The sequence below is a fragment of the Mesorhizobium sp. M0088 genome, from assembly GCF_040322895.1.
Classification (GTDB): Bacteria; Pseudomonadota; Alphaproteobacteria; order Rhizobiales; family Rhizobiaceae; genus Mesorhizobium.
Window position 1 is genome coordinate 16,657 of record NZ_JAMYUI010000026.1, and the last position, 22,952, is coordinate 39,608.

19 protein-coding genes and 1 tRNA gene are annotated in these 22,952 nt (G+C 62.0%); 9 read left to right on the forward strand and 11 right to left on the reverse strand.

Going from position 1 to position 22,952, the window contains the following annotated elements; all coding sequences use genetic code 11:
- Positions 1–135: 135 nt before the first annotated feature.
- Entirely contained in the window at positions 136–3,900 is a 3,765-nt protein-coding gene (locus NKJ67_RS26990; RefSeq protein WP_352584180.1) for a PAS domain S-box protein, read from the reverse strand.
- A 248-nt stretch (positions 3,901–4,148) separates the two neighbouring features.
- Between NKJ67_RS26990 and NKJ67_RS26995 the strand changes: the two genes are divergently transcribed.
- The 4 genes from NKJ67_RS26995 to NKJ67_RS27010 all read left to right on the forward strand — a co-directional run bounded on the left by NKJ67_RS26995 (position 4,149) and on the right by NKJ67_RS27010 (position 8,471).
- The gene (locus NKJ67_RS26995; protein WP_127327947.1) at positions 4,149–4,607 is read left to right on the forward strand and encodes a phasin; all 459 of its coding nucleotides are present in this window, start codon (positions 4,149–4,151) and stop codon (positions 4,605–4,607) included.
- A 370-nt stretch (positions 4,608–4,977) separates the two neighbouring features.
- Positions 4,978–5,054 (forward strand) — tRNA-His (locus tag NKJ67_RS27000).
- A 738-nt stretch (positions 5,055–5,792) separates the two neighbouring features.
- Positions 5,793–6,473 carry a site-specific integrase gene (locus tag NKJ67_RS27005; RefSeq protein WP_352584182.1) on the forward strand — a complete coding sequence of 227 codons (681 nt, stop codon included), beginning with the start codon at positions 5,793–5,795 and terminating at the stop codon, positions 6,471–6,473.
- Positions 6,474–7,637: 1,164 nt separating this feature from the next.
- On the forward strand, positions 7,638–8,471 hold the full coding sequence (locus NKJ67_RS27010) for a 3-oxoadipate:acetyl-CoA acetyltransferase (protein WP_352584184.1): 834 nt from the start codon (positions 7,638–7,640) through the stop codon (positions 8,469–8,471).
- Positions 8,472–8,610: 139 nt separating this feature from the next.
- Here the strand turns inward: NKJ67_RS27010 and NKJ67_RS27015 are convergent, their stop codons facing one another.
- Positions 8,611–9,330 (reverse strand): lyase family protein, encoded by a 720-nt coding sequence (locus tag NKJ67_RS27015; RefSeq protein ID WP_352584186.1) that lies wholly within the window; start codon positions 9,328–9,330, stop codon positions 8,611–8,613.
- Positions 9,331–9,349: 19 nt separating this feature from the next.
- Here NKJ67_RS27015 and NKJ67_RS27020 point away from each other — a divergent pair, with 19 nt between their 5' ends.
- Positions 9,350–9,628, forward strand: a complete 279-nt coding sequence (locus NKJ67_RS27020; RefSeq protein ID WP_352584188.1) for a hypothetical protein — start codon at positions 9,350–9,352, stop codon at positions 9,626–9,628.
- Positions 9,629–9,754: 126 nt separating this feature from the next.
- Here the strand turns inward: NKJ67_RS27020 and NKJ67_RS27025 are convergent, their stop codons facing one another.
- The 8 genes from NKJ67_RS27025 to NKJ67_RS27060 form a co-directional block, all read right to left on the reverse strand.
- On the reverse strand, positions 9,755–10,384 hold the full coding sequence (locus NKJ67_RS27025; protein WP_352584190.1) for an alpha/beta fold hydrolase: 630 nt from the start codon (positions 10,382–10,384) through the stop codon (positions 9,755–9,757).
- Positions 10,385–10,394: 10 nt separating this feature from the next.
- On the reverse strand, positions 10,395–12,296 hold the full coding sequence (locus tag NKJ67_RS27030; protein ID WP_352584192.1) for a bifunctional sugar phosphate isomerase/epimerase/4-hydroxyphenylpyruvate dioxygenase family protein: 1,902 nt from the start codon (positions 12,294–12,296) through the stop codon (positions 10,395–10,397).
- 85 nt (positions 12,297–12,381) lie between these two features.
- Positions 12,382–13,215, reverse strand: a complete 834-nt coding sequence (locus tag NKJ67_RS27035) for a cyclase family protein (RefSeq protein WP_256746039.1) — start codon at positions 13,213–13,215, stop codon at positions 12,382–12,384.
- 98 nt (positions 13,216–13,313) lie between these two features.
- Positions 13,314–13,745, reverse strand: a complete 432-nt coding sequence (locus tag NKJ67_RS27040) for a type II 3-dehydroquinate dehydratase (RefSeq protein ID WP_256746040.1) — start codon at positions 13,743–13,745, stop codon at positions 13,314–13,316.
- Between the two features lie 18 nt (positions 13,746–13,763).
- Entirely contained in the window at positions 13,764–15,065 is a 1,302-nt protein-coding gene (locus tag NKJ67_RS27045) for a TRAP transporter large permease (RefSeq protein WP_352584195.1), read from the reverse strand.
- On the reverse strand, positions 15,062–15,580 hold the full coding sequence (locus tag NKJ67_RS27050; protein ID WP_352584197.1) for a TRAP transporter small permease: 519 nt from the start codon (positions 15,578–15,580) through the stop codon (positions 15,062–15,064). The genes NKJ67_RS27045 and NKJ67_RS27050 overlap by 4 nt, the downstream gene beginning before the upstream one ends.
- 89 nt (positions 15,581–15,669) lie before the next feature.
- Complete coding sequence (gene dctP, locus NKJ67_RS27055) at positions 15,670–16,656, reverse strand: TRAP transporter substrate-binding protein DctP (protein ID WP_352584199.1); 987 nt, start codon at positions 16,654–16,656, stop codon at positions 15,670–15,672.
- Positions 16,653–17,624 carry a shikimate dehydrogenase gene (locus NKJ67_RS27060; RefSeq protein WP_352584201.1) on the reverse strand — a complete coding sequence of 324 codons (972 nt, stop codon included), beginning with the start codon at positions 17,622–17,624 and terminating at the stop codon, positions 16,653–16,655. Before NKJ67_RS27060 ends, dctP begins: the two co-directional genes overlap by 4 nt.
- 160 nt (positions 17,625–17,784) lie before the next feature.
- Between NKJ67_RS27060 and NKJ67_RS27065 the strand changes: the two genes are divergently transcribed.
- Complete coding sequence (locus NKJ67_RS27065) at positions 17,785–18,429, forward strand: TetR/AcrR family transcriptional regulator (RefSeq protein WP_352584203.1); 645 nt, start codon at positions 17,785–17,787, stop codon at positions 18,427–18,429.
- A 434-nt stretch (positions 18,430–18,863) separates the two neighbouring features.
- On the opposite strand, the gene NKJ67_RS27070 is transcribed toward NKJ67_RS27065, so the two are convergent.
- Positions 18,864–19,226, reverse strand: a complete 363-nt coding sequence (locus NKJ67_RS27070; RefSeq protein ID WP_502905241.1) for a hydroxymethylglutaryl-CoA lyase-like TIM-barrel protein — start codon at positions 19,224–19,226, stop codon at positions 18,864–18,866.
- A gap of 109 nt (positions 19,227–19,335) precedes the next feature.
- Between NKJ67_RS27070 and NKJ67_RS27075 the strand changes: the two genes are divergently transcribed.
- Genes NKJ67_RS27075 through NKJ67_RS27085 form a run of 3 tightly spaced genes read left to right on the forward strand, consistent with a single transcriptional unit; the run spans position 19,336 to position 22,885 of the window.
- Positions 19,336–20,871 (forward strand): sugar ABC transporter ATP-binding protein, encoded by a 1,536-nt coding sequence (locus NKJ67_RS27075; protein ID WP_352584205.1) that lies wholly within the window; start codon positions 19,336–19,338, stop codon positions 20,869–20,871.
- Complete coding sequence (locus NKJ67_RS27080) at positions 20,868–21,860, forward strand: ABC transporter permease (RefSeq protein WP_256746045.1); 993 nt, start codon at positions 20,868–20,870, stop codon at positions 21,858–21,860. The genes NKJ67_RS27075 and NKJ67_RS27080 overlap by 4 nt, the downstream gene beginning before the upstream one ends.
- A complete protein-coding gene (locus NKJ67_RS27085) occupies positions 21,857–22,885 on the forward strand; it encodes an ABC transporter permease (RefSeq protein ID WP_292336019.1) in 1,029 nt (342 codons plus the stop codon). Before NKJ67_RS27080 ends, NKJ67_RS27085 begins: the two co-directional genes overlap by 4 nt.
- The last annotated feature ends 67 nt before the right edge of the window (positions 22,886–22,952 follow it).

Consider the following 22,952-nt stretch of genomic DNA (forward strand, 5'->3'; position numbering starts at 1 on the left):
GAGGGAGAAATCCCGTTCCTCAGCCCCGAGGATCCGAATTCGCTCAAGCCCCCGTTGTGACAGCAATCCCATCTCTTAAGGCGCCCTTTGGGCGCCTTTTCTTTTTATCGGGACCGAACCGCGGAGAGGGCTGATCTATTCCGCGAGCACACGGGTCGACGGAAAAGCGACCTCGACCAGAGTGCCTTCGCCCGGTGTCGAATTGATGGTGAACCGGGCACGGTTGGCTTCCACCATCGCTTTGGTCAACGGCAGTCCAAGCCCGGTACCGTCACCGCGTCCGCGCTTCAGCGCGTTGATCTGCTTGAACGGCTTTAGCGCCTGCTCGATCTCGGCATGGCTCATGCCGATGCCGGTGTCGCGCACCCGCATGACGACGTCGCCCGACGTCTCATAGGCGGTCGAGACGATCACCTGGCCGCCGGCCTGGGTGTAACGGATGGCATTCGACAGGATGTTGAGCGCGATCTGGCGCACGCTGCGCAGGTCCGCCACCACTTCCGGCAGCCGCGAAGCGAAGCTGGAGCGGATGATGACCCGTTCGCGGTTGGCCTGCGGCTGCATCATCGCCACCGTCTCGGCCAGCGTGTCGTTGAGCGACACCGCTTCATAGGCCATCTCCTGCTGGCCGGCCTCGATCTTGGAGATGTCGAGCAGGTCGTTGACCAGATCGAGCACATGATTGCCCGAGCGGTTGATATCGCGCAGATAGTCGCGGTAGCGATCGTTGGCGACAGGTCCAAACTTCTCGTCGACCATCAATTCCGAAAAACCGATGATGGCATTGAGCGGGGTGCGGATCTCGTGGCTGATGCGGGCCAGGAAATCGGTCTTCTGCGAGGACGCGCGCTCGGCCACCGCACGTGCCTGCGTCAAGTCCTCTTCGGCCCGCTTCCACTGCGTGATGTCGCGAACGACGGCGCAGAAGCCGCTGTCGTTGGGCAGCCGACCGATGGTCATGAACAGCGGAATGAAGCGGCCTTGCGACTCGCGCCCGATCACCTCGCGGCCGTCGTTCATGACACTCGCCACGCCGGGCTCGGACAGTCCGTTGAGATAGTCGCGCGCCGCGCGCTGGCTTTCGATCGCAAACAGCGAGGCGAACGGCTTGCCGGTCACATCGTCGCTGTCGAAGCCGAACAGCGCTTCCGCAGGCCGGCTAATCGATCGGATGGTGCCGTCACGGCCGATCAACACGACGCCGTCGGTGGCGGTGTCGATAATGGTGCGCATCTCGGCGATGCGCGCCTTGAGTTCGGAAATATCCGGCTGCGTCTGCTCGTCGCCAACCACATGCAGGCTCGCCGGCGCATCATCCTCGCCGGAGCGTCGCACGACCAGCATCAGCGCCTTGCCGTCGCGCCAGGGGACCGAGCGCAAAATGGCCTCGATCGGGAATTCCTGTCCGTCACGCGTTTTCAGCCGCAGCGCGCGATCGGTGCCGTCGGAAACGCCGTCGTCGGCATAGGGGTCGGCAAACAACGCGCCGAGGCCGCCGGCATCCGCCAGATCGTCAAGCGCCTCGTAACCCGTCAGGCTGAGGAATTCCTCATTCGCATAGTGCAACCGGTCCCCGGAATGGATGAGCAGCGGCACGGGCAGCTTGCCGAGCAGCGACGTGTCCGGAGCCTTGTGTTCATCTCCGGCGGAAAACGCCGACGGCACGAACCCTTCGGCCTTGAGCGGCGGAACCTGCAGGCGAGGGCGCTCGAGGGGTATTTCCGCAGAGTCGCCTGCGGTTTCCTCGCCAACCGTCTGCTCGTCGGGCGACGCGGCTTCCTCGTCGGGCTGCGCCCAATCCTCATTGTCTTCGGCATCGCGAAAATCCGCCGACGTCATGCTGTCGTCATCGAGGCTATCATGTGTCGCGTCAGTGGCTTCAGGCTCTTCGCCGGGCGAAACGGCAGCTGTGTTCTCAGGTTCCGCCGCCACGGGGCCACGTTCGTCATCTTGGCCGGCATAGTCGAGCAACGAGCCCGTCACATTCACCCCCGAGCGGGCGTCACGAGGGGCTTCGTCCGCGTGACCGTCAAGCCGTGCCAGATCCCGCTCGTCTTCGGCATCGACATCGGATGCCTCGACCGGTTCGTTCTCTGGCCCTGACGCAGGGATGCCGTCGGTGCGCATCGGGTCGTCGGACGCATTGACCGGAGCCTCGGTCTCCGCTGCCGATGCCTCCACAGTCTCGGTCTCTGGCGGCCCGACCGGAGCGCTATCCTTCTTCAGCCGCTCGCCGATTTCGCGGAACGCGCTGCGTTCCAGGGTCGACAGGCCCTTGTCGTTGGCAGGCTGGCGATGTTCGGCGAGCCGGATCACCTTATCGGCAAAGCGCCGCTCCTGTTTCGGCACGATGGTCAACGCCGGCACCTCGCCCTTGAACGGATCCGATGCCTGCGTGTCCTCGGTCTTGGGCTCTTCGGCGTTCGGCTGTTCGGGCGCGGGTTGGATGATTTGCGGTTCCGGCGTTGCCGGCGCCTGGCTATTGGGCACCAGCGCCATGCCGATGGCCTCCGGATCGACGACCGCGTCGCTGGCGCGGGCGACGCCGAAGCCGCGGAAACCCTCGAAGGCGCGGCTGCGGCCATAGACAGGCAGCGCCGCCAGGTCGACCGGTATCTTCAGATCGGTGCCGACGACCGGCCACAGCACGGAGCGCCCGGACCAGGTATCGCGCCGTTCGAGGAGCCCTGATATCTCGCCGGAGGGGTCGAGGCCGAATGTAGCGGCGACATCCCTGAAGCGGCGGCCGCTCACGTCGGCCGCCCGCTTTCCGCCGATGTCGGCGAATTCCGGCGACAGCGCGCTGAACTTGCCTTCGGCATCGGTGCGCCAGACGAAACGCACCGGCGCCGCTGCGCGGTCTATCGCCGAGACGGTCGTCGGCGTGGCCGTGGACTGGACTTCCAGGGCGGCCGGCTCTTGAGGCGCTTCAGGTCCGGACGCGGCAGGTCGCGGCGCCTGTTGCCCTCCGTCTTCGCCGGCGTTGAAGTACCAATGGTCGTGCTGCGCGGGCATGCGCTCTGCTGCCGGCCGATCGCTGTTGGCCGCCGTCGGCGCCTGTCCGATCGCATCGGCGATCTCATGCTGCTGCGATGCGGCGGTGTCACCGGCCGGCTGCGAGGCGCTCGGTTCGTCGGTCGGTGCCTCGCGACCCTGTTCCGGCTGGGAAGCCGCGTCGCCAGCAGGTGCCGTCTCGGCAATGGTTTGCGTAAATTGTTCGCCCGCAGGGGCTGTGTCGTCGAGCTGGTCCTCGTCGATCACCACCAGCAGATGCCGCTCCTCGGTCAATCTTGCCAGCCCTGCCGGGTAGGAGGCCGTGCCGCCGGGGACAAGGCGCTTGACGATGCGGTCGCTCTCGGCTGCGACGTCGGCAACCAGTGCCGCCAGCGTCTCCGGCAGGATGCCCAGTGCCGAAAATCCTTCCGAGGCCGCCTCGACGTTGCCCCCGGCATCGACAAAGGCGATGAAATGACCATCCTCGGTGAGGCCGCTAATGGCGCGCGCGGCGATTTCGCCGGCACTGCGTGACCCGGTCTGAGCCGCCGGCACTGCCAGCATGATCGCCTTTTCGGCGTCCGGCATGGTCACCGCACTGGCCAGGAAGCCGACGGCGCGGCTGGTCATGCCGGTCGCCAGCCGCACCATGATGGCGCGGTCACTGCCAATCTCGGGAAATCCGCTGGTCGCCATGATCTGGCGCCTGGCGATCACGGGCAACTGCGCCGAGGCGCCGATGATCGCCTCGATGTCGGGATAACCGAACATCGCGGCTCCTGGCCCGTTGGCCCAGATCACCTGCTCCAGATCCGCCGACAGGATCGCGATCGCGTCGCCTGCCGCAAAGCGCTGGCGGACCGCGTCGAGCACGGCGACATCGAGGAAGGAATATTCGGACGGCATGCGCTTGGCGGACCTCACGGAGCGGCGATTTTGCAGTTAACGCTTTGTTAATAAAAGCCGGAGGCGCGAAGGTCCACAAGCCAGAACGTGCAAAGGCTGGAATCTGGGCTCTTGGTTAACGGCCCAAAAGAAATTTATGGTGCACTGCAACAAAGATATTGCAACGCACAAAATTTGCCTTTATATTGCCATCATACAGGAACGAGACGGCTTTCTGTCAAAGCCGCTGCCGCTGAAAAGGATGGAAAATGTCCAGGACCAAGACCGCCGAGACGATCGAAAACGTTGAATTCCCGAGCTTCGACGCTTCCAAGGCCACCGACCAGATGCGCGCCTTCGCCGAAAAGGGCGTTGAGCAGTCGAAAGAGGCCTATGCCAAGCTGAAGACCGGCGCCGAGGAGACCCAGAAGGCTCTGGAGTCGACCTACGAGACCGCCAAGACCGTTTCCAACGACCTGTCGCTCAAGACCATCTCCGCTTTGCGTGCCAATGCCGAGGCCGGCTTTTCCCACCTCGAAGCCCTGATCGGCGCCAAGTCGCTGTCGGAAGTCGTCGAGCTGCAGACCGCCTTCCTGCGCAAGCGCGTCGAATCGACCGTCGAACAGGCCAAGGACTTCCAGGCCGTTGCCTCCAAGGCGGCCGAGGACGTCTCCAAGCCGATCAAGACCGCCTTCGAGAAGGCGATGAAGGAAATCAAGGTTGCCTAACATTTGCGCATGATCTGAAGATGCAACAAAAGGTCGCATTTTCTTAAAAGCGATCAGGTGTATGATAGCAGCCATCAAGGAATACCCGGTGAGTGGAACCTCCTCCCTCTGCTCCCCGGGGTGACCAGCCAGCACCTCCTCCCGCTGGCTCGTAACAGGAAAAGGCCGGCACCTCCTCCCGCCGGCCTTTTTCTTTGTCCGTCGCCCGGCCCTTGCCTGCGCCTTCTTGCTGGGCAAATGCCGCGTCGATGTGGGGAAGTGACCTTTGCTTTCCAAAAGCCTTGAATTAGAATCCATAAGCCCGTAAGGACGCATCGCCGAACGACAGAGCGGGCGGATGAGTTTCTGTTTCGATCCGCTCAGGCAACGTGCCGTTGTAGCTCAGATGGTTAGAGCGCCGGATTGTGGATCCGGAGGTCGCTGGTTCGATCCCAGCCAACGGTACCATCGACTTTCCTCGCTAAGCTATTGAATTTACTACAGAAGTTTCGACAGCTAGTGATTAGCCCTGCGGCTATTTCCGATTTTGTGTTACCTAATGTGTTACTTATTGTGATACAAATGGTGCATCAGAGACGTGGGAAGACGACGCGAAGAGCATGATCCTGACCGCTTCCTGCAACTGAGGGGCGATCATTTCCACTACTACCGCCGGGTGCCCAGAGAGGTTAGGGACCTCGACGAGCGTGGCGTGTTCGTGCGCCGCGCCCTCGACACCACTGACCGCATAAAGGCGCGCACCGCCCGGGATCTCCACGAGGCCGCCGATAGCGCGCCGAGTCGCTGGGGTTCATCTATCGGCCACTCGCCGAGATCCTGGTCGCCGAGCCGCTCGATACGATCCTGCAGCGGGTCGAGAGCACAATAGGCGAGTCTCCCAGATCACCATCTGTCGACGCAGTCGGTGGCGCGGTCGCCCGCCCTCACGACAAGATATCGGAAGCGCTGAAGCTGTATTTCAACGAGATTGCCCGCGACGAAATCCGCACAAAAAGCCCTGATCAGAAGAAGCGCTGGAAGGCAAAGCGCGAAATGAGCGTCGACGTGTTTATCGGCCTGGTCGGCGACAAGCCAATGAGTGAGATCACGCGTGATGACGCGCGAGTGGTACACAAATATTGGCTGGATCGAATTGCGCCGGAGAAAGGGAGAGCGGATCGTTCAGCGTCGACAGGCAACCGAAACATGGGCAATCTTCGAACCCTCTACGCCGACTACTTTCGCCATCTCGGTTTCCCCGAACAAAAGAACCCGTTCGCCGATCTGTCATTCGCCGACAAGTCGAAACGCAGTCGACCGCCGTTCCCGACCGACTGGATTCGAGACAAGATATTTGCGCCTGGCGCGCTTGCGGCACTCAATGATGAGGCCCGGGGAATCGTGCTTGCCTTCGCTGAGACAGGAGCCCGGCCGAGCGAACTCGCGAACCTGCATGCCGGTGTCATCCATGTTGACCACGAGGTGCCGCACATTTCAGTCGAGCCGCGCGACGATCCCGACGATCCACGAGAGATCAAGATCGCCTCGTCGGTGCGCAAGGTGCCGTTGGTCGGCGTGGCGCTTGAGGTGCTCAAGAAGCATCCCAAGGGCTTCCCACGGTACAAGGATCGCGAGGCGTCGCTGTCAGCCCTGCTCAACAAGCACTTCAAGAGCTACAGTTTGTTCCCGACCGACAGTCACACCGTCTATTCACTGCGCCATTCATTCGAAGACCGCATGAAGAACGGTAGGCTGGACGAGGAGCTTCGGCGCATGCTGATGGGCCACACGATCGACCGTCCGAAATACGGCGAGGGCGGCGACATGAAGATGTGGCAAGAGGAACTTATGAAGATCGTGTTGCCGTTCGATCCTGGGATCGTATGACACGCCGGCGCACTGCCGCGAGGCGTTCCTCCTTCGCTCGATGATCCTGCAGGGCGCGTTCCAAATGGTCGTATAGCGGGAGCCATGCCTCACCATGGTCGCCTCGCGCCACGATGATCTCGGCGACGCGGTCGAGCGCTCGTTCTATACGCTCCGCGGTGATCAGCCGAGGCGCGGGCGAGTACCGCTTCACGGCTACGGCTCTCTGCATGTCCATGAACTCGGCATGCCTTTATGCGTAGACGGACTTTGATTGGAGGAGGGAAGGGGTGCCTTCGGTTCAGGCGGTAAATTGCGGCCGCGACCTGTAAATAGGAGTTGCTACGGGTTACGCCGGTCGGGGGTTGGTAGCGAGAGCGCGCTACATCGCGAGACCCACTATCGAACAGGCATTTTTCTCCTATCGACGGCACGCGGTTTAGTCGAAATTTAGCCGATGCCTCTGAAGAGAGAGACCACATCTTTCTTCTGGGAAGAAGACCATACGAAAGGCCAGATACTGAGATATTCTTGCCTGACGCTGATACAGTGGTCGTGTCGACATCGCATCTTCTGCGTACTTCCCCGTGGCCATCGCAGCCGGCAGCATCGGGTTTGTGCGGTGCCAGATCGAAGTCCTCCGATCCGGCCAGTGTCCCCACATGTTGAGTTGGCCCAGAGCATCGAACAGCCCGAGGTACTGTTTAGAGCTCACCCCAATCCACATCCGTCGCGATCGGACAACCAAGCGTCACAACGCGAGTGAATGTCTGGAATGCGCCGCATTTCGGCCGTTTAGGCCGCCTTGAGGCTGTCGTGAAAGCTGCCGGTGACCTGCAGCATGCAGCGTGGGGCAGGCATGGCCGGCCTAGGGCGCGGTCATCGGAGCTCCGCACCGGAGTCACGAGGAGGAGATCAAGGCCGTCGTCGTCAAAGAAGACCGGCGACACGTAGACCGAGGGCGAGCTGATCACCTGGCGGACGGGAGCAGTTCGGCGAACCTTGAGCTTGCTCGTGAACAGCAGGGTTTCAGGTCAACGCCGGAGGAAAGCGCAGCGAACGGCCTTTAGTGTGGGTATGCGACGCTGCACAACCATCATGTAGAAGTGCTTGGAGGAAATCGCGTTTCGATGAACAATCGCAGGCGCCCTCAAGGGACCTACAAGATCGACGAAGAGCCTATCCATGCCGGAATCATGCATTATCGCGGTGGCGATCACCGGTTCGCTTCCCCGCAAGGAAGACAACCCAGCGCTGCCGATAAGTGCGTCAGAGCAAGTCGAATCGACGCACCAAGCCTTCGAGGCCGGTGCGTCGCTGGTGCATATTCATGTCCGCAATGACGATCAGTCGTCCTCGTCCGATCCGAAGCGCTTCGCTGCCGTCCAGGAGGGCCTGCGCCGGCACTGCCCCGGCATGATCGTGCAGTTCTCGACCGGTGGGCGCGGCCGCGATCCGTCCGCGCGGGGCTCTTCGCTCCACCTCAAGCCCGACATGGCTTCGCTTTCGACCGGATCTGTCAACTTCCCCCTCATCGTCTACGAGAACCATCCGGCACTGGTTGACGAGCTTGCGTCGAAGATGAAGGCTAATGGGATTCTACCGGAGATCGAGATCTTCGATCTATCCCATCTTCATGCAGCCCGCAGGCTGGCCGATCTCGACCTGATCGGTGAGCGGCCACATATTCAGTTCGTGTTGGGCGTTCAGAATGCGATGCCGGCGGAAGAACGCCTGCTGGATATCATGCTCAGCGAAGCAAAGACGTTGTTTCCTCGTTGCACCTGGACCGCTGCCGGCATCGGTCGCAACCAAAGTTTGGTCATGCGCTGGGCACTCGCGCGCTCCGCGGACGGCGTGCGCACCGGCATGGAGGACAACATCCGAATTACAAAAGAACGCCTCGCCAGTTCGAATGCGGAGCTGGTCGAATGCGCCGTCGCAGCCATCTTCGAACAAGGTCGGCGTGTCGCTTCCACGACCGAGGCTCGCACAAGGCTCGGTCTGGCGCCGAGCTGAAGCATGTCGCGTTTGGTGCGATTTGAGTTGCGCAGCCGAGTATAGCGTTTCGGAACAGCGCTTCAACGCCACCGCGGCGGCCCAATTCCGGGGATCGCCGCATTTCGTGAACGACTTATTGTGCCCGATTTGCTCTTCACTATGGTTGGAAGTGGATTTGGCTTGTGAGGCGTGTCGCAAGCCTAAGACTTGCGCCTGTCGTAACTATGATTTGCGGCAGCGTCAGCCATTCGAGGGTCCAGGCAGCGCCGGACCGCTCGTTCTCGTGCACGATGGACTGATGCAGCGTGCCGACTAGGCCAGCATTGTAGCGGGCCAATGCCACCAGCACTTCGGCGTTCACCGGGTTGGACTTGTGCGCCATGGCGGAGGACCCGCCGCCGGCGGAGAGTTTGATCGAGGCGACTTCGGTCTGGGCCATCAGCGTCACGTCAGCGCCGATCTTGCCCAGCGATCCTGTTATCAACGAGAGCAGCGATCCGAAGGCCACGATCGGATCACGGGTTGCATGCCATGGTTCCGCAATGCCAAGGTCGAGCAGCCGAGCCAGTCCTCGGGCAACCTGAACGCCCTTCCCGCTGAAAGTCGATCGGTCGCCGATCGGTCCGCCGAGTTGGACCACCAGCAACTGGCGCCGAATGCCGGACAGTGACGCATGATGTCGGCCGAGCGGTTCCAACCAGGTCCTGAGCTTTTCGGCGACGGTAAAAGGCAGTGCCGCTTGCATTTGGGTGTGGGCCATCAGCGGCATCGCGGCGGAAGCTGCTGAGAGCGCGGCGAGGGCCGACTGCAGCTCGGCGATCCGATCGAGAAACAGGGCGACGAGCCAATTGTAGCACCAGCGCCGTGTCGATAACATCCTGGCTCGTCGCGCCGTGATGGACGAACTGACCGTGGGGTTCGCCGACCGCGGTGCGCAACTGACGCACCAGCGCCGGCACGACCACACCATCCTGCGCGAGGCCGGCCGCAAGGTCATCCCAATCGACGGTGAACCTGTCGATAGCCGAGGCAATCGCCGCTGCAGCATCGTTTCCGATCAGCCCGGCATCGGCTTCGGCCTCCGCAAGGGCGCGCTCGAAGGCGAGCATGGCTGCGAGTTGTGCCTCGTCGCCGAGCAGCGCTTCGGTCCCGTCGTCGCCAACAAGCGCGTCTAGCAATCGGCGCCGAGGCGCGTGCATCGATGGCTTCATTCAGGTGATCTCCTGACGCAGGCCGACATCGATACAAATGGCGGAGCACTTAACCGCATCAACGGAATGGAAAGGGCCCAGCACATCGTCTTAGATGTCGAAGAAGACTGTTTCGTCGCCGCCTTGAAGGCGGATGTCGAATGTGTAAACAGCCTTGCCGTCCGCGTCGGAGCGGGCCGCGATCAGGGTCTTGCGGCGGCGCACGTCCATGATCCGATTGAGCACGAAGTCCATCTCGTTGGCCTCGGCTTCATCCTCGAACCAGCGTTCCATGACGGAATCGGCAATGGCGTTGGTGCCGCCGGCCATCACCGCCCTGATCCGGTCGTCCCAGAAACTGGCGGTACCGATCTTTGCCGCCGTATCGCAAAGGACCAGCGCGCGTACGCGGGCGCCGTGGCGGACAGCCGCTCCCTGCGCAATCAGACCGCCGACTGATACGCCGGCCAGGGCGAAGTCGCCGATACCGAGAAAATCCGCGAGACCGAAGAGATCATCGAGATGATCTTCGAGCCGATAGGGGCCGCTTACGGCATCGGACAGCCCGTGGCCCCGCTTGTCGTAGGACATCACGCAATAGCGGCCGGCAAGCATCGCGATGAAATCGTCCCAGATGCGGGCGTCGGTACCCAGCGAATTGACGAACACGAGCGGCGGTGCGGCCGACGGCCCGTCGATGCGATAGTGCAGCGTGACGCCCTTGATGCTAGCGAAATTCATAATGGGACCATCACCGGCGCAAATCGTGGGGCATGCCCTTCGGCCGCAGATGCCGTTTCTGGGCCGCGATGCGGAACGGCGCGTTGGGCGCGCCGTAGCCCTTGTAGCCGCTTCGGCGTTCCACCACCTCGACGATGAAGCCTTCGCCGAAGGTCGGCGCGTAGAGCTGGAAGAACTCGCCGTTGTCGTCGCGGTCGTAGAGGATGTTTTCGGCGCGCAACCGGTCGGCGAGATCCGGTTCGAGCCCGAACCGCGCTTCGACGTCGTCGTAGTAATTGGATGAGATGGCGAGCGGCGTGAAGCCGTTTCGTCTCAGCGCCGCCGCGGTGGCAAAGATATCGCCCGTCTGAAACGCCAAATGCTGCACGGCCGGGCCGAAACTTTCGGCGATGAAGCGCCCGGCCAGCGTCTGCCGGTTCTCGGCCCCGTTCAATGTCAGCCTCAACTGGCCGTCGTGACTTTCGATCGCCTGGCTTCTCACAATGCCGGACGGATCAATGACGTCCACCATCGGCGTCTTCCTAGTCTGGAATATCGATGTATAGAAGAGCAGCCAAGTCAGCATTTCGCCGTAGTCCATCGTCTGGCCGACATGGTCGATTAGGGTCAGGCCGGCAGGCCCGCATGGGCTGGTGTCCTCGACCGGCAGGAACTCGACGTCCCAGACTCTGGCGAGTGTCGACGTGCCGTCGATGAAGTAGACGACGCCGCCGCCGACCCCGCGTATTGCCGGAATCTGCAGTTCGCCCGGTCCTACCGCCTGCTCGAACAGCTCGGCGCCGAGCGCCCGTGCGCGTTTGACCGTCGCCTTCGCGTCCTCGACCTTGAGGCCGATGGCGTAGACAGACGTCCCGTGGACCAAGAATGAGGAGTGAGCCAGACCCTCGCGCTCGGTGTTGACGACGATGTTGATCTCGCCCTGCCGAAAGAGGCTGACATCCTTCGACACATGCCGTCCCGCCAATTTGAAGCCCAGGGTGTGCAGAAGCGCTGCTAACACGGCGGCGCCAGCGGCGTCGGCCGCGAATTCGACGAACGCCACGCCCGCGACGCCGACCCGGTCCGGCATCTCTGGCATCTCGAGCGCTAGCCCGGGTTCGTCGCGCCGCACCTGATCCATCAGCGCAAGCAGCGACCGGCGGCCGTCGACCGCGATGGATTTCGGCGAGCCCCCGCGGAACATGTCGTTGAATATCTCTAGCGAGAGATAGCCGTCATAGCCCGTCGCGGCGACCGCGCCGACGAAAGCCTTGACCGGCAGGTCGCCCTCCCCCGGCATGTTGCGGAAATGCCGGCTCCAGTAGAGCAGGTCCATCTCGATCAGCGGCGCGTCGGCCAGTTGCACGATGAAGATCTTGTCCTTCGGGATCGAGCGGATCGAGCCAACGTCAATCTTCCGTGCCAGCGTGTGAAACGAGTCGAGAATAATCCCGACATTGGGATGGTCGGCGCGGCGAACGATCTCCCAGGCGTCACGATGATCGTTGATGTGCCTTCCCCACGCCAGTGCCTCGTAGCCGACTCGCAAGCCACACCTTGCCGCACGCTCGCCGAGTTCCCGGAAATCCGCCGCCGCGCGGTCGATGCCGCCGAGCGCCACCGGCGAGACGCTGGAACAGATCAGCATCAGATCGGTGCCAAGCTCCTGCATGACGTCGAATTTGCGCTCGGCGCGATCAAACGCTCGACCGCGCTGCGGCTCCGGCAGACCCTCGAAATCGCGGAAGGGCTGGAACAGCGTGATGGCGAGCCCGGCATCGCGCGCCATATTGCCGACATCGGCGGGCGAGCCGTCGAAACCCAGGAAATCGTTTTCGAAGATCTCGACGCCGTCGAAGCCGGCGGCGGCGATCGCGGCGAGCTTCTCGGGGAAGTCGCCGCTGATCGAGACCGTGGCGATCGAGGTTTTCATCTCTTTGCGGACCTGCGCTGGAAGACCCTCCACCCGAAAGGATCGAGGGAGAAAACGACATTCTCGAAGCTATCTTGTTGCGGCTTCATAGGAGCGCGATCACCCGGGTAGGACCGCCGGTGGCGCCCTTCACCTTTGGGATGCCGAGGAAGAGACGCGCTCCGGATTCTGGAATCGCATCGAGATTCGCCAGGCATTCCACGCCCCAGCGGCCGCTTCCCAGCCATTCGTAGTGAACTGGGAACGCTCCGCCCGAATTCAGCCCGGTATCGAGCGACAGCGTGTCGACACCGATGCCTTTCACCTTGCGTTCGTTGATCAGCATCTGTGCCGTTTCAACGTGGAAGCCGGGTGTGTGATTCTTCTTCTGGTCGTCGTTGCCAGTGAATTTCGGATCGCCGACCAGTCTGTGCCAGCCGGAATTCATGACGACGCAGCATCCCTCCGGCAGCGGACCATTTTTCGATTCCCACGCCTTGACGTCATCTGGCGTCAGCGACGTGTCGACATTGTCGGCGGCGCGGGCGGCAATGTTGATGACGGCGACCGGAACGATGAGGTCCGAGATCGGGATCAAGTCGGCCGTCAAGCCGTCGGCGGAGAAATGGATCGGCGCGTCCATATGCGTGCCGCTGTGCTCGACGATCGTCCAGCGATTGAGGTTGACCTTGTCCTTGGCGAACGTGACAAGCTGTTCGACAGTGAACCATTTTTCGCCGCTAAACGTTGGAAACCCCTCATAGAGGGCGTGCGACAGATCGACCGTATCAGTGAAACTCGTGGTCGCGGCCTGGGCAGGCTTTGCGATCGGAAACGCGGTGGCCGCGGCCGCGCCGACGCCAAGTGCGAATCCCGCTTTCAGCAACCCCCTGCGGGTGGCCTTCTCGCAGATCGAATGCAGACATCCTGGTGGGCACATGTATCGTTCCTTCCCTCTCGATGTTTTTGAAGCTTGTGAATTGGATCGGCTTGCCATTCCTTCCTAGTTCTTCCGTATCTTCTCCTCCCGCTCTTGAATTACTTCATGATCATCTCGCACAGCGCGTGAACTGCATGGGCGTAGCCCCTTGGCCCGAGACCCGCGAGCACAGCCGTCGCAACCGTCGAGACGAGCGATTGGTGATAAATCTGCTCACGCTTGTGAATGTTGGAGATGTGGAACTCGATGATCGGACCGGGAAACATCTTGAGCGCGTCCAGGACCGGAATTGAGCGGAAGCTCAAGCCGGCCGGGTTGATCAGAATGCCGGCGCCGTCGTCGATCGCCTCGTGGATCCAATCCACGATCTCGTGTTCGGCGTTCGACTGTTGGAAGCGGACAGGCGTCCCGCCCGCCGCCTCGCGGCACATCGCCTCGATCTCGGCAAGCGTCGTGGTTCCGTAGATCGCAGGTTCCCGCTTGCCGAGCCGGTTGAGGTTGGGGCCATTGATGATGAAGATCGGTTTCATGGCGACGCCTCTCCCCAATCAGCCCTGGTAGCCGAAGAGCCGGGGCAGCCAGAGCACTAGGTCCGGAACAAATGTGATCAGAATTAGCGAGCCGATCATCGCCCAGAGAAACGGCAGTGTATCGCGCACTAGGTCGCGCAGCGGCACTTCCGCGATCCGGGTCATAATGAAAAGCAGCAGCCCGTAAGGCGGGGTGATCAGGCCGATCATGATATTGACGACGACCATGACGCCGAAATGCACCATATCGAGGCCAAGCGCCTGTGCGGTCGGGATCAGCACCGGCACGACGACGAGCAGGATAGTGGTGCCTTCCAGCAGGCAGCCAAGAACGAGCAGGATGACATTGACGAGGATCAGGAAGCCGGTCGGCGACAAGTCCCATGCTTTCAGGATGGAGGCCACGGTCTGCGGAATATTCTCGACAGTCACGACATAGTTAAAGATGAGGGCACCGGCGATCAGCATGCCGATCGAGGCGGTCGTGCGCGCGCTGGCGAGCACCGAGCGGTAAAAATCCCCAAACGAGACGCTGCGGTAGAGCACGACCGAGATCAGGAGCGCGTAGGCGGCGGCCACGGCGGCCGCCTCGGTTGGCGTGGTGACGCCGCTGTAGATACCGCCGAGCAGCACCACCGGCATCATCAATGACGGCAATGCCTCCCACGTGATGCGCGGCAGGTCGCGGACCGGCGCGGGCTTCTCGACAGGGAAATTCAGCCGGCGCGCGTCGAAGAACACGATGACCATCTGTGCCAGGGCCATGAGCAGGCCAGGGATGACGCCGCCGAGGAAGAGGTAGCCGATCGAGGCGTCGGAAACGAGCGCATAGATCACCATGGGGATCGACGGCGGAATGATCGGGCCGATCACGGCGGTCACGGCGGTGAGTGCTGCGGCATAGCTCGCCGGATATTTGTTGTCCTTGGTCATCAGCTGCTGCATCATCTTGCCGGAGCCGGCGGCATCCGCGATGGCCGAGCCGGACATGCCCGCGAAGATGATCGACTGCACGATGTTGACATAGGCGAGCCCGCCACGGAACCGCCCGACGATGGCGTTGCAGAAGGCCATGAGACGATCCGTCATCGAGCCAATGTTCATCAGTTCCGCCGCCAGAATGAACAACGGCACGGCGAGCAGGATGTAGTTTGTATACATGCCGTTCAGGATCTGTTCGGCAGCGGTGCCCATGTCGAGGCCGGCAAGCAGAAGATAGAAGATGGAACCGGCGATCATGGCGTGGCCGATCGGCAGCCCGAGGAACGACAGCGCGATGATGGCGATGATCGCGAGGGAAAAGGGACTGGTGGGGTTCATACGCCCGATCCCGCCTTGGTCGGGTCGAACTCCTTCGGCGCCTTGCCGAACATCGCCTGCCAGGAGAGCCAGAGGTAGCGGACGATCACGGCGATGACGAAAATGACGTAGATCGAATAAAGCCAGTCGAAGCGGATCTTCATATAGGCGGTGCTCTCGACCTTCATGAAGATGACGTAGTCCCAGACCGCCGGGAACGAGATGCCATAGAGAACGATCAGCACTATGGCCGAGATCAGGAACATGACGCGCCGCGCGCCGGGGCCGACGGCGGAATAGATCAGATCGAAGCGGATTTCCTCTTCCTCGCGCACGACAAAAGCAGCGCCGAACAGAACCAGCCATATCCAGAGAATGACGCTCAATTCATTGGTCCAGCCGATTGGCAGGTTGAGCAGGTAACGGAAAACGATCTGCAGGATGAAGGCGGCGAACATCAGCCCCAGCATCGCGGCCAGAACGTTCTCTGCGCGGCGATAGAGCCAGCGGCCGGCTTGTTTGAGCTGCCTGTTCAATGACATATCCCATTCTTGACGGCCTCACACCGTCGTCACCGCGAGGTCCGGCCGACGCGCCGCCGGCGGGACCTGTTCACCGCCCGCGCCTAGAGCGCGTTGATCTTGTCGACCATGCCCGCGGGCCAGTCCTTGGCCAGATCCGACGCGAGATACTGTTCCTGAACGTGCTTGCGGAAGGCGGCGACATCCGGCTCGTAGATCTTCAGGCCCTTGCCTTTGAAGGTCTCGACGAGTTCCTTCTCGTGGGTCAGATGTTTCTCGGTCGAGAAGTCGATCGCCGCGTCGGCGGCGGCCTGGACCTTCGCCTGGTTGTCGGCGCCCATCTCGTCCCAAACCTTCTTCGAGATGCTGAGAAGATCGAAGCCCACGAGATGCGAGGTGAGCACGATCTGCGACATGACTTCGTAGAACTTCATGTTTTCGACGTTCGGCAGCGGGTTGTCCTGACCGTCGATCGCGCCGGTCTGCAGGCCTGTATAGACTTCGGCATATGCCATCGGCGTTGGGTTCGCGCCGAGTGCCGTTCCCAGGAACTGCCAGGCGTCACCACCAGGCATGCGCAGCTTGACGCCAGCGAGATCGGCCGGCGTCTTGATCTCTTTGTCCGGCTTCAGCCCAACCTGCCGTACGCCGAAATAGGTAGGGCCGAGCACCTTCACGCCAAGCTGGTCCTCGGTCATTTTCTTGAGTTCCGCACCGGACTCGCTTGCGAAGAACGCTTTGAGGTGAGCCGCATCGCGGAACAGGTAACCTGCCGTCACGATCGACCACGCTGGAATCTGCTTTGAGATGTCTTGCGGGGCGATGTTGCCCATTTCGAGGTTGCCGCGCTGGATAGCGACGAGCTCGGTCCCCTGCTTGAACAGGTTGCCGCCGTAGTAGCCTTCGAAGACGAAGTCATCCTTGGTAGCGTCGGCAAACATCTTCATCATCTCGGCGCGGATGTCCTGCTCCGAGAAAACAGCCGAGAAGCGCAGCTTCGGCTTATCCTGCGCGAAGGCCGGAAAAGTGCCCGCGGCGGCAAGGATGCCAGTCCCGACCAGGAATTGGCGGCGTGTTGTTGTGAAGCTCATCTTATTCCTTCCTCCCTTTTGCGATACGAATGACTTTTGAGCGAATCCGGTTGATCTCTAGTCGGTGGCGCGCCACCGAACGCCGAGAAGACCGCCTTCATCCGATCCGCGTCCGGCGCAACGCCAGCGAAAAGCTCGAATGCCCGCACGGCCTGGAATATTGCCATGCCCTCGCCGCCGAGCGTGCGGCAGCCCAGCCGGCGGGCCGCCGCGAGCAACTGAGTTTCGAGTGGAAAGTAAATGATGTCGGCCACCCAGCAGCCGTGCCTCAGCAGAGCGGCATCGATGGGCATGCCGGGAAGCTTGTCCATGCCGACGGGGCTCGTATTGACGATCCCGTCGGCCGCTTGCGACGCCTGGACAATGTCCGTGACCGCTTCGACCTTGTCTGCGCCGAATCGCGAAGAGAGCCGGTCGGCAAGCGCGGTCGCGCGAGCCGTATCGATATCGCCGATCGTCAGCCTGCCGACGCCGCTCTCAAGCAGAGCGTGGCCAACCGCAGCGCCCGCGCCACCAGCGCCGAGCATCAACACGCGGTCACGTAGTGCGAGGGTCATGCCGAGGCGGAAGCTTTCCTTGAAGCCCCACATGTCGGTGTTATGCCCGACGCGCCGTCCGTCCCGCAGGACGACTGTATTCACCGAGCCGATAGCCTGCGCGGCATCGGACAGCTCATCCAGAAGCGGAATGATTTCCTGCTTATAGGGGAAGGTGACGTTGAAGCCATCAAAGCCAAAGTACTCGGCAAAGTCGATGACCTCTGAAAGCCGCGGAGGCGTGGCGCCCATCCGATCGGCATCGAGAAGGCGATAGATATAGGCGATGCCGTTCGCACGGCCCTCAGCCTCATGCATGGCCGGGGTGCGGGACTGTTGAATGCCGCGGCCAAGAAGCCCGACCAGAATCGGTCGAGGATTGGCGACCGCCTTCCTTTCCGTCACTACCGCGCTGGCGGCTGCTGATGCCAATCGGACCTCCGGGATGGCAACCACGCTTTCGCATGCTCCTCGTGCCATCGAGAAGCACTTTGTACTGCCTGGTTAATTTCGTCAACAGTTTTGTACGAGCTGGTTAATTTCATTCTCTCTGCGCTCAGTGTAACGTTCGCGCGGCAAGGGCAGGTCATCCATGGACGACAAGACGAGCGGCAGAAACGGCTGGAAGCAGGATCCGGCGGGAGTCCGGAAGAATATCCTCGCGGTGGCAATGGCGGAATTCGCTGCCAACGGCCTCTCGGGAGCGCGCATCGATGAGATCGCGGCGAAGACGAATACGTCGAAGCGCATGATCTATTACTATTTTGGCGACAAGGAGGGTCTGTACGGCCGCGTGCTGGAGGAAGCCTACCGGGAGGTGCGCGCAGGGGAACAGGAACTGGAACTCGATCACCTTCCGCCCGTCGATGCCCTGAGACGCCTGGCAGAGTTCACGTTCGACCATCATAGCCGCAATCCCGATTTCATTCGCATCGTCATGATCGAGAACATCCATCACGGGGCGTATCTGGAGAAATCCGACCTGATCCGCCTGCTTAATGCCGGCGCGATCCAGAAGCTGGAGATAATCTGCCGCCGAGGGCGGGAGGCGGGCCTGTTCCGGGACGACGTTGAACCGCTGGAGTTGCACTGGCATATCAGTGCCCTGAGTTTCTTCAATGTGTCCAACCGGGCGACTTTCTCCCGCATCTTCGGCGACAGGCTCTTCAGCTCCGACCGACAGCAATTGCTCAAGAAGCATTTGGTCGAAATGGTCGTCGGCCTTGCTCTAATCTGACCGGCGGTTCCGCCCCTAGCAACTGGGACGCTCCTCTGCGGACCAATGATGCATGTAGCAATCGCATACTCGGCGACAACCCGTCGCCGTCCGCCGTCGACCGCGCTCGGACCTCAGCCCGAATGACGGCTTGTGACGGATATGAGCATCTTGTCGGTACCGTCGCCGTGCAGCATTGAAATTATTGGGTAATTTTGTCCGGGGGCGCTACCACATATGCGTGATTTTCTAGTTATTTCAACAACTTACTGGATTTTGTAGCGGGAGACCGCTACATCGCGAGACCCACTATCGAAGAGGCGTTCTTCTGCTATCGGAGGTACACGGCTTAGTCCAAAACGAGGATCCGGATAGGCTCCTCCGCGAATAGGCGCGCGATATTGGGCGGGTGAGAAAGGATTCACCCGTCGCGACAGCCCGGTCTTGCGTTCACTTCACGCTTGATGAAGCGGGGGCGCTCCCCTGTAGGTCTTGGGAAGGCCGGCCCTTGCGATCGCTCCCGAGAACCGCTCCAGCGGAAGCCACTCCTCGACGCGACGCCGGAATGCGACCAGTGCTTCGACATCGACACCGGTGTCGAAGCCAAGCTGTTCCAGCAGGAACGCCGTATCCTCCGTGTCGATGTTTCCGGTCGCGCCCGGCGCGAAGGGACAGCCCCCCAGTCCGCCCAGCGAGGCATCGAAAGCACGGATGCCGACATCCAGCGCCGCTGTCACATTGGCGAGGCCGAGCCCCCGCGTATCGTGGAAATGACAGGCGACACGCCTTGGCGCCGTGGCTGCGATGACCGATTTCATGATGCGGCCGCCAAATACCCGGTTGACAACGAATATCGGTTTATGAAAGGGTGAGAACGTTCTCAGAGAACGTTCTCACTGCAGTTGCGACCTTACCTTGGGAGGAGGGATGAGCACCGACGAGACCCCTCTAGCCGTTCGCATCGCCAAGATTGCGAAGTCTTACGGACCGACAGTCGCGCTCGATTCCGTTTCCATTGACCTGCGTCCGGGTGAAGTCCATGCACTGCTGGGCGAGAACGGCGCCGGCAAGTCGACGCTTGTCAAGATCCTCAGCGGCGTGGTGAAGCCGGACAGCGGATCGCTGTCGATCTTTGGCGCGCCCTATGCGCCGCACGACATCGTCGGTGCGCGGGCGCAGGGCGTGGCGACGGCCTTCCAGGAACTCAGCCTGCTGCCCAACCTCAGCATCGCCGAGAATCTGATGCTGCCGAAAATGCCCAGGGGCATGCTCGGTCTCGCGTCGCATCGCACGGCGATAGCCTCCGCTCGAAAGACGCTTAAGGATTATGGTTTGGCGTATTTCGATCCTGACACGCCCGTGGGTGTGCTCTCGCTGTCGGACCGTCAGCGGCTCGAAATCGTCCGTGCTTTCACCCACGCTTCGAAATTATTGATCCTCGACGAGCCGACGGCCGCGCTGGCCGACGTCGAATGGCTGTTCGAGCTGGTGCGGCGGCAAAAATCCTTGCAGACCGCAATCCTTTATATTTCCCATCGCCTCGGGGAAGTACGCAGCTTGTGCTCGCGTGCCACTATACTGCGCAACGGCCGCAGCATCGGCACCGTCGAGCTTTCGGGCGCCTCGGACGAGAACATATTCGAGATGATGGTCGGCCGCAGCGCGCGTGAAACGGTCAACACATTGCCCGTAGCAGGTGATGCCGCGCCCATCGCGCTAAGCGTCAAAGGGCTTTCGGGCGGCATCCTGAACGAGGTGTCGTTCAATGTCAGGCAGGGCGAGATCGTCGGCATCGCCGCGCTTGAAGGTCAAGGGCAGCGCGACCTGTTCAGGACACTGGTCGGCCTTGCCAAGGCGAAGGGCGGAAGCATCGAGGTCGACGGCGTGCGCGCTCATATCGGCAGCCCAGGCGACGCGCTCTATTTTGGCAACGGCCTTGCCTACCTGCCTGAGGATCGCAAATCGGAAGGTATCCTCGGCGGCCTTACCACGGCCAGCAACATGGTGCTGCCGATCATTTCCCGCATTGCGCAGGGCGGCATCGTCTGGCCCGCCGGCGAGCGTCGCGCCGCGAGGAAAACCGCCGCGGCGGTCGACCTTCAGGAGCGCTACCTGCATTTCAAGATCGACGAGCTTTCGGGTGGCAACCAGCAGAAGGCGCTTCTGGCGCGCGTCATGATGACCGGCGCGCGCACCTTGCTGCTCTTCGATCCCACGCGCGGGGTCGATGTCGGCACAAAGCAGTCGATCTACGAGGCGATTTGCAAATTCGCCGCCGACGGCGGCTCGGTGCTCTTCTATTCATCCGAACTGCCGGAACTCGTCCATCTCGCGCATCGCTGTATCGTGCTCTACGGCGGCCGCATCTTTGCCGAATATCAGGGCGACGCCATCGACGAGCAGACCATCGTCGGCGCGCTGATCGGCCACGCTCGGAGTGCGGCGAAGGGAGTGGCTGCATGAGCGCGATCGCGGCAAATCCAGCGCCTCGCCGCTCGCCTTTCTGGCGCGCCGTCATCAGCGGCACCGGTATCGTCGCGCTGATCTACGTCCTGCTCTACGCGCTCTACGCGTTCTGGCAGCCCGATGCGCTCTCGGTCTACACATTCACCGACCTCGTCAACAATTCGACGCCGCTGGCGCTGGCGGCGGCGGGCGAGACGCTGGTCGTCATCAGTCGCGGCTTTGACCTGTCAGTCGCGGGCGTCGTCTCGCTGACCAACGTGCTGATGGCCGTCTATCCGCTCGACGGCCCGGGCGGAGCGCTGATCAGCCTGCTGATGTGCTGCGCGATCGGCGCCATCGTCGGCATGATCAACGGCATTCTGGTTGCCAGGCTCGGGCTCCAGACCATCGCGGCGACGCTCGGCACGATGATCATCTGCCAGGGGCTGGCGCTCGTCATCCTCGACGCGCCCGGCGGCATGGTCTCCGACTTTGTCACCTACACCTTGACCGACACGCTCTTCGGTGTCGTTCCGATTGCCGGTCTGTTCCTGGTTGCCGCCGCCGTGCTGTGGCTGGCCTTCCGGCGAACGAACACCGGCATCGGCCTTTATGCGATCGGCGCCGACGAGCAGTCGGCCCGTTACTCCGGCGTGGCCGTATCGGGCGTGCGCATCACTGCCTTCGTCGGCGCTGGCATCCTTTATGGCGTCGCCGGCTTCATGCTGAGCGCCCAGACCGCGACCGGCAATCCGACGGCGGGCACTCCATTCCTGATGCTCACCTTTGCCGCCGTGGCGCTTGGCGGCACACCGCTCAGCGGTGGCCGCGGCAGCCTTATCGGCTCGATCCTCGGCGCCGGCACGCTCATGCTTTTGCAGAAAGTGCTGTTCTCGGGCGGTGTGTCGTCTTTCTACACCGGCATCTTCCAGGGCTTCGTGCTGGTGCTCGCGATCGTCTTCGGCAACGCGGTGGCGCGCCTGCTCAAGAAGGACGACGCCCGGTGAACGCGCATAAGGACATGGCGATGCCTTTCGACGCCTCTTCCGACCAGCGCGGCAGGCAGAAGCTGGACCGCGAAACGGTGAACACACTTGTCGTGTTCGGACTGAGCATCGTGCTCGTGTTGTGCTCGCGCTTCATCAGTCCGGCGCTCGGCTCCTGGAGCCAGGTTCTCACAGTGCTGATCCTTGCATCCTTCCTGATCATCCTTTCCTTCGGGCAGGGGCTTGTCATCCTGATCGGCGGACTGGATCTGTCGATACCCGCCCTCATCACGCTCGGCGGCGTTTTGACGACGAACTGGATCGGCACGAACGACGCCGGCATCTGGTACATGCTGCCGGCCATCCTGCTCATCTGTGCCCTGGTCGGCGCGGTGAGCGGCGTCGGTATCGTCTGGCTAAAGGTGCCGCCTTTCATCATGACGATGGCGACGTCGATCGTCATCGCCTCCGCGGCGCTCGGCTATACTAGCGGCACGCCGCGCGGCGGTTCGCCATCGGCCCTGTTATGGCTGATGAAGGCGTGGTTTCTCGGCGTGCCGGTGGTCATCTACTTCACCCTCGCCTTCATCCTGCTCGGCTGGCTGCTGCAGAACTTCACCGCGCTAGGACGTCGGCTTCGCGCGCTCGGCACCAACAGGAACGCCGCGCTCATCGCCGGCGTCAACGTCAACCGGCTCGAACTCGTGCCCTATGCGATCAGCGCCGTTTGCGCCGGCTTCGTCGGCATGATGCTGGTCGGCTACTCTAACGGCGCGACGCTCAGGATGGGCGACAGCTACATGCTGCCCTCGATAGCCGCCGTCGTGATCGGCGGCTCCTCGATCCTCGGTGGCAGCGGAACCTTCATCGGCACGGTCGGCGGCGCAATCCTTCTGACCACGCTCGGCATGATGATCTCGGCCATCGGGCTCAGCGAGGGATGGCGCACCATCATCGAGGGCGCGATCATCGTCGGGGCGCTGCTGGTGCTGCGGGGTGAGTTCCTGACCCACATCGGAAATCGGATGCTGACGCGAAGGAAATGACCATGCGCCTGCGTGTGATGCTTTTTGTCCAATTGTGAGAACGTTCTCACAAGCTCTGGTCCGGCAC